Origin of the sequence: Micromonospora sp. BL1, from assembly GCF_003667485.1 — a bacterium.
GTDB lineage: Bacteria > Actinomycetota > Actinomycetes > Mycobacteriales > Micromonosporaceae > Micromonospora > Micromonospora tulbaghiae.
On record NZ_RCVK01000280.1, the window covers coordinates 22,583 to 28,582 of the forward strand.

The 6,000-nt window shown below is 72.0% G+C and carries 8 protein-coding genes; 2 read left to right on the forward strand and 6 right to left on the reverse strand.

Features of this window, described 5'->3' with window-relative positions:
- Positions 1 to 173: 173 nt before the first annotated feature.
- The gene (locus tag EAD96_RS20480; RefSeq protein ID WP_120572509.1) at positions 174 to 728 is read left to right on the forward strand and encodes a hypothetical protein; all 555 of its coding nucleotides are present in this window, start codon (positions 174 to 176) and stop codon (positions 726 to 728) included.
- On the opposite strand, the gene EAD96_RS20485 is transcribed toward EAD96_RS20480, so the two are convergent.
- Complete coding sequence (locus EAD96_RS20485) at positions 713 to 1,201, reverse strand: MarR family winged helix-turn-helix transcriptional regulator (RefSeq protein WP_121685449.1); 489 nt, start codon at positions 1,199 to 1,201, stop codon at positions 713 to 715. The two genes, EAD96_RS20480 and EAD96_RS20485, sit on opposite strands and share 16 nt — an antisense overlap.
- An 84-nt stretch (positions 1,202 to 1,285) precedes the next feature.
- Here EAD96_RS20485 and EAD96_RS20490 point away from each other — a divergent pair, with 84 nt between their 5' ends.
- Positions 1,286 to 1,525: a hypothetical protein gene (locus EAD96_RS20490; protein WP_013283216.1), complete on the forward strand. Its 240-nt coding sequence runs from the start codon at positions 1,286 to 1,288 to the stop codon at positions 1,523 to 1,525.
- Here EAD96_RS20490 and EAD96_RS20495 read toward each other — a convergent pair.
- The 5 genes from EAD96_RS20495 to EAD96_RS30890 form a co-directional block, all read right to left on the reverse strand.
- Positions 1,516 to 2,022: a DUF721 domain-containing protein gene (locus tag EAD96_RS20495; protein ID WP_233586106.1), complete on the reverse strand. Its 507-nt coding sequence runs from the start codon at positions 2,020 to 2,022 to the stop codon at positions 1,516 to 1,518. The genes EAD96_RS20490 and EAD96_RS20495 overlap by 10 nt on opposite strands.
- An 88-nt stretch (positions 2,023 to 2,110) precedes the next feature.
- Positions 2,111 to 3,244 carry a DNA replication/repair protein RecF gene (recF, locus tag EAD96_RS20500; protein WP_121685450.1) on the reverse strand — a complete coding sequence of 378 codons (1,134 nt, stop codon included), beginning with the start codon at positions 3,242 to 3,244 and terminating at the stop codon, positions 2,111 to 2,113.
- Positions 3,245 to 3,260: 16 nt separating this feature from the next.
- On the reverse strand, positions 3,261 to 4,133 hold the full coding sequence (gene gnd, locus EAD96_RS20505) for a phosphogluconate dehydrogenase (NAD(+)-dependent, decarboxylating) (protein WP_091413544.1): 873 nt from the start codon (positions 4,131 to 4,133) through the stop codon (positions 3,261 to 3,263).
- A 40-nt stretch (positions 4,134 to 4,173) separates the two neighbouring features.
- Positions 4,174 to 5,307, reverse strand: coding sequence for a DNA polymerase III subunit beta (gene dnaN, locus EAD96_RS20510; RefSeq protein ID WP_120572514.1), 1,134 nt, complete (start codon positions 5,305 to 5,307; stop codon positions 4,174 to 4,176).
- A 211-nt stretch (positions 5,308 to 5,518) separates the two neighbouring features.
- Positions 5,519 to 5,827, reverse strand: a complete 309-nt coding sequence (locus EAD96_RS30890; protein WP_147457908.1) for a hypothetical protein — start codon at positions 5,825 to 5,827, stop codon at positions 5,519 to 5,521.
- Between the last annotated feature and the right edge of the window lie 173 nt (positions 5,828 to 6,000).

Sequence of the window (6,000 nt, forward strand, 5' to 3'; positions counted from 1 at the left end):
AGCCGTGACGGTCATCCGACCGGTGATCGGCGGCTGCCCCGACCGGGGGTCGCGGCCGGGCCCGGCGTGCCGTAGCTTTTGCGGCGCCGCCGTTGCGGTCTTGATCTTTTGCGCCCGGAACCGGGACGATCGTCGGAGACGGTCCGAAAACGCTTGGTGAGAGGTGACGCCAGATGGGGCTGGACAACGTCGCGGTGCACTGGCCGCGAACCGGCCGCTTCTACGATCCGGTCGCGCCGGCTGAGTTCGTGGACTTCGGCGAGATCGTGGACATGCCCCGGATCTCCGCGCCGACCGCGGCGCTCGCCGAGCTGATCGCGAAGACCGGCACGGTACGCGCGACCGCGTACACCGAGTTGGTCGACCTGATCCTCGGGCTGGAAAATGTGCTCTACGCCACGGAGAACGCGGTCGAGGACGAGGACCCGGTGATCGACCCGGACGGCTGCTCCTGGATCGCCGAGGGCGTGGAGAAGTTCGTCGCGCGGCACCGGCCGTACGGCGAGCCGGTCACGTTCGAGTCGGTGAGCGAGGTGCTGCGCGCGCTGCTCGGTGACGGGCGGCTGGCCGAGCAGCAGCTCCGCTGGCTGGACAGCCGGCTGGACCGGCTGCGGGACGAGAACGGCGACCCGCCGCAGTGGAACTTCACCTGCGCCGAGCTGAGCGTGCTGGCGGCCTTCTACCGGCGCTGCGCGGAGCGGGGCTTCGCGGTCTACGCCGACGCCTGACCGGGCGTCGCAGTGCCGGGAGAAGACGTGGCCCGGTTGGCGGCCGCGATCACCTCGGTCAGCGCCGAGTGCAGGTGCCGCAGGTCGGCCAGCGGCAGGCCGAGGCGCTGCACGATGGCCGGCGGGATCCGCTCGGCCCGCGCCCGCAGCGCCTGCCCCTCGGGGGTGAGCGAGACGGCCAGGCTGCGCTCGTCGGCGGCGTCGCGTTCCCGCCGGATGTATCCGGCCGCCTCCAAGCGCTTGAGCAGCGGCGACAGCGTGCCCGGATCGAGCTGGAGCAGCCGGCTCAGATCCCGCCCGGACAGCGGCGCGTGCTGCCAGAGCGCCAGCATGACCAGATATTGCGGATGGGTGAGCCCCATCGGTTCCAGCAGCGGGCGGTAGACCGCGACGACGCTGCGGGCGGCGACTGAGAGTGCGAAGCAGACCTGCTGCTCCAGCGCCAGGGGGTCCTCCTCGATGCCGTCGGTCACCCTCGTCCTCCTCGTCGTCGTTGCGATCCTAGCAACGATTGGTGTACCAATGGTTTGCACACAAAACAGCGAGAGGGCGGCGGGATGAGCGACGACGAGCAGGTGGGCGACGCCTCCGGCAAGGGTGGCCGCCTGTTGGGCTGGGTGTTCCGCAACCTCGCCGGCCCGTCCCAGGTGCAGGGCGCGGTGCAGGGCGGCTCGAAGCTGGCCCGCGACGCGTGGAAGGAAGACCTGGAGCGCCGCAAGCAGTGGAGCCGTGAGCAGCGCGAACTCAAGCGCGCCCGGCGTGAGGCGCGGCGTTCCGGCGGCGTCGGTCAGCCGTAGGTGTCGCGCGGGCCGCGCCCGCGTACCCGACGAGGGCCGCGCGACCACGACGGCGCCGCCGGCCCGTGGATGTGCAGCTTGCGCACCACGTTGTGGCCCACCTCGCGGGCGATCTGCTGCAACAGCGAGCCCGCCAGCAGGCGCAACTGCGTCGCCCAGGCCGTCGACCGGGCCTCCACTGTCAGCTCGCCGTCCTCCAGCTTGACCGGGCGGCTGTGCTGCGCGACCTCCTGGCCGACCACCTTCTCCCACGCGCCGAACACCGTCGCCTCGGCCGCCGGTTGCTGCCAGCCACGCGCCTTCATCAGCTTGTCCAGCACCGCACCGAGCGGCTGCGGGTCGCGCGGGTCCGGCCCCGGACCGGAGTAGCCACGCAGCCGCTTCTCCCCGTCGCCGCGGACCGCGCCGCGCCGTCGCGGCGCCGCCGCCTGCCGCCGGGCCTTCGCCGCGTCGAGCACCGCCCGGGCCAGTTCCGGCCCGGTCGAGCCCTCCGGCAGGTTCGCGGCCGGCTCACCCTCCGCGGGCTTTCCCGGGGTACGCGCGTCGCGTCCCGGCCCGAGCCGTGCGGGCGGAAGCTGCACCTCGTCATCCGGCACGTCGCACCGTCCCCTCGCCCACCGCGTACCGGGTGCCACGCAGCGTCGCCGGCACGTCGTCGTCCACGGCACAGGTGACCAGGAGCTGGCTCGCGCCGCCGACCAGTTCGGCCAGCCGTTCCCGCCGGCCGGTGTCCAGCTCGGCGAAGACGTCGTCGAGCACCAGCACCGGCTCGATCCCGTCGGCTCGCAGCAGGTCGTACCCGGCAAGCCGCAACGCCAGCGCGTACGACCAGGACTCGCCGTGGCTCGCGTACCCCTTGGCGGGCAGCGGGCCGAGCGTCAGCGCCAGGTCGTCGCGGTGCGGGCCGACGAGCGTGGTGCCGCGCTCGATCTCGGCCGCCCGGTTCGCGGTCAGCGCGGCGGCGAGCGCCTCCGCCAGCGCCGCGCGGTCGGCGCCGGGTTCGGGCAGCTCCACCGAGGGCCGGTACGCGATGCCCGCCGCGCCGCGGCCGGCGGCCACCGCGTCGTACGCCTTCGCGACGTGCGGGGTGAGCGCGGCGACCAGCTCCAGGCGGCCGGCGAGCAGGTCCGCGCCGTGCTGCGCCAGATGCGCGTCCCACACGGCCAGCGTCGACAGGTCGCCGCCGCGTGTGCCACCGGTCTTGCGAGCGAGGTACGAGGTACGCAGCAGCGCGTTGCGTTGCTTGACCACGCGCTCGTAGTCGGCGCGGACACCCGCATAGCGGGGCTGGCGGGTGACCAGCAGGTCGTCCAGGTAGCGGCGGCGTTCGGCCGGGTCGCCGCGGACCAGTTCCAGGTCCTCCGGCGCGAACAGCACCAGGCGCAGCGCGCCGAGGACGTCCCGGGCCCGCCGGGCCGGGGACCGGCCGAGCCGGGCCCGGTTGGCCTTGCCCGGGACGATCTCCAGCTCGACCAGCAGCTCCCGGCCCTCGTGCACCACGGCGCAGCGGATCACCGCCGAGGTGGCGCCCATCCGCACCAGCGGGGCATCCGTGGCGACCCGGTGCGAGTCCAGGGTCGCCACGTAGCCGAGCGCCTCGACCAGGTTGGTCTTGCCGACGCCGTTGGCGCCGACGAGCACGTTCGGACCCGGCTCCAGGTCGACGCCGACCCGCTCGTAGGAGCGGAAGTCGACCAGTTCGAGCCGGCGGACGTACACAGCCTGTGGATACCGGTCAGCGCTTGTGGACGGCGTGGCCGCCGAACTGCTGGCGCAGCGCGGCGACGGCCTTCATCGCGGGCGAGTCGTCCTGCCGGGAGGCGAACCGGGCGAAGAGCGACGCGGTGATGACGTTGAGCGGCACGGCGAGCCGGACCGCCTCGTCCACGGTCCAGCGGCCCTCGCCGGTGTCCTCGGTGTAGCCGCTCAGCTCGGCCAGTTCCGGGTCCTCGTCGAGCGCCCGGTCCAGCAGGTCGAGCAGCCAGGACCGGACCACGGTGCCCTCGCGCCACGACTTGAACACGCCGGGGACGTTCGTCACCAGCTCGGAGGCGGCCAGCAGCTCGTAGCCCTCGGCGTAGGCGTGCATCAGGCCGTACTCGATGCCGTTGTGCACCATCTTGGCGTAGTGGCCGGCGCCGACCGGGCCGGCGTGCACGAAGCCGAACTCGCCCTCGGGCTTGAGCGCCTCGAAGATCGGCATCAGGCGCTCGACGTGCTCCTGCGCACCGCCGACCATCAGCGCGTACCCGTTCTGCCGGCCCCAGACGCCGCCGGAGACGCCGACGTCGATGTAGCCGATGCCCTGCTCGTTCAGCCGCTCGGCGCGCGGGGCGTCGTCGCTGAACCGGGAGTTGCCGCCGTCGATGATGATGTCGCCCTCGCCGAGCACACCGGCGAGCTCGTCGATGGTGGCGTCGGTGACGCCGGCCGGAACCATGACCCAGACCGCGCGGGGCGACTGGAGCTTCTCGGCAAGCTCGGCCAGGCTCGCGGCGTCGCTGATCTCCGGGTTGCGGTCGTAGCCGACCACCTCGTGCCCGGCGGCGCGCAACCGCTCCCGCATGTTGCCGCCCATGCGGCCGAGTCCTACCAGGCCGAGCTGCATCTGCTCCTACCTCCGTACGTCGGGGTCGTGCTGCCTGCGATCAGCGGGACACGCGGATCGGCATGATGAGGTACCGGTACCCCGGGATGACCTCGCCATCCTCGCCGGCCGGGGAGATGACCGCGGGCTTGAACGCGTCGACGAACCGGAGCAGGGCGTGCTGCGCGCCCAGGTTGGCCAGACCGTCGATGAGGTACTGCGGGTTGAACCCGATGGTCAGCGGCTCACCGCTGAAGGTGGCCTCCATGGCCTCGCTGGCCCGGGCCTCCTCGGTGCCGCCCGCCTCGACCACGAGACCGTCGGCGCTGAAGCTGAGCAGGACCGGGGTGGTGCGCTCGGCGACCAGCGCGACGCGCTTGACCACCTCGATGAGCGCGGCGACGGCGACGCGGGCCTCGGCGTTGTGGTCGGCCGGGAACAGCGAGCGCACCGGCGGGTAGTTGGCGCCGTCGAGCAGCCGGCTGGTGGTCCGGCGGGTGCCGCCGGAGAAGCCGATCATGCCCTCGCCGGCCTTGCTGGACGACAGGGCCATGGTGACGTGGCCGCCGAGCGGGCCCAGCGCCTTCGCGGTGTCGTGCAGCGTACGGGCCGGCACCAGGGCGTTGAGGCTGATCTCCGGGTCGTCCGGGTTCCACTCCATCTCGCGCAGCGCGAGACGGTAGCGGTCGGTCGCCAGCATGGCGATCGTGCTGCCGCTCAGCTCGATCCGGACGCCGGTCATCATCGGCAGCGTCTCGTCGCGGCCCGCGGCGACTGCCACCTGGGCCACGGCGGAGGCGAAGGCGGCGGCGTCGACGGTGCCGGCGCTCTCCGGCATCTCCGGCAGCGTCGGGTAGTCCTCCACCGGCATGGTGGGCAGCGTGAACCGGGCGCTGCCGCAAACCAGTTCGAGGTGGGCGCCGACGGCGGCGATGTCCACCGGCTTGGCCGGCAGGGCCTTGGTGATCTCGGCGAGCAGGCGGCCGGAGACCAGGGCGGCGCCGTCCGCGTCACCCTGCACCTCGACGGTCACCTGGCTGGAGACCTCGTAGTCGAAGCCGGAGACCTGGAGGTTGCCGTCGGTCACCCGGAGCATCACCCCGGCCAGCACCGGTACGGAGGGTCGGTTGGGCAGGCTCTTGGCGGTCCACGCGACCGCCTCGGCGAGCGCGTCGCGCTCCACTCGGAACTTCATCAATGCCTCCGCGTCGACGTCAGCGACAACTCTCTCATGCCGACCGCTGCCACCCGTCCCGCCCGACCGTGCGGGTACCCATCGCACCTTAAGGCGCTGGGGCATCGGCTGTGCGCCCGACCCCGTGGATCCAGGTGCCGGGGCGACTGCCGACGGCAGTGCTTCGGCCCGATCCACAGGAAGTCCAACGGTGATGATTGGTTTTTGTTGTTTAGAAGAGATAACTCATCGTCTTCATCGCACCTGTGCAAACTGTGGAGAACCGGCGTCCGCGCAGGTCAGACACGTTATCCACCGGTGGTTTGGCTGTGGAGAACCAGGGGTAAAACTCGTGTCCCGGTCCACAGCCCTCGCCGGCCGCCGGGTTTTCCACGGCTGTCCACCGGTTGTCCACCGGTAATCCACCGGTTTTCTCCCCAGCGCTGTGGACAACGCCGGCCGGCTCCACAGCCGTCATCCCCAGAACCTTCAACAGCCCGCCCACAGGCGCACCGCTGTCTGGGGACAACGTGATCGTCATCCCCAGGCATCCACAGCGTCGTCCCCAGGAGTTGTCCACAGTCTGTGGGTAACCGGCCGGGTGCGAAGCGTGGTTGTCCACCGCCTGTGACACAGGGGCTGTGGACAACGGGTACGAGCTGTGGACGAACACACCCGCAATCCTGGGCCCTCCACCGGGTCGAGGGTCAACCC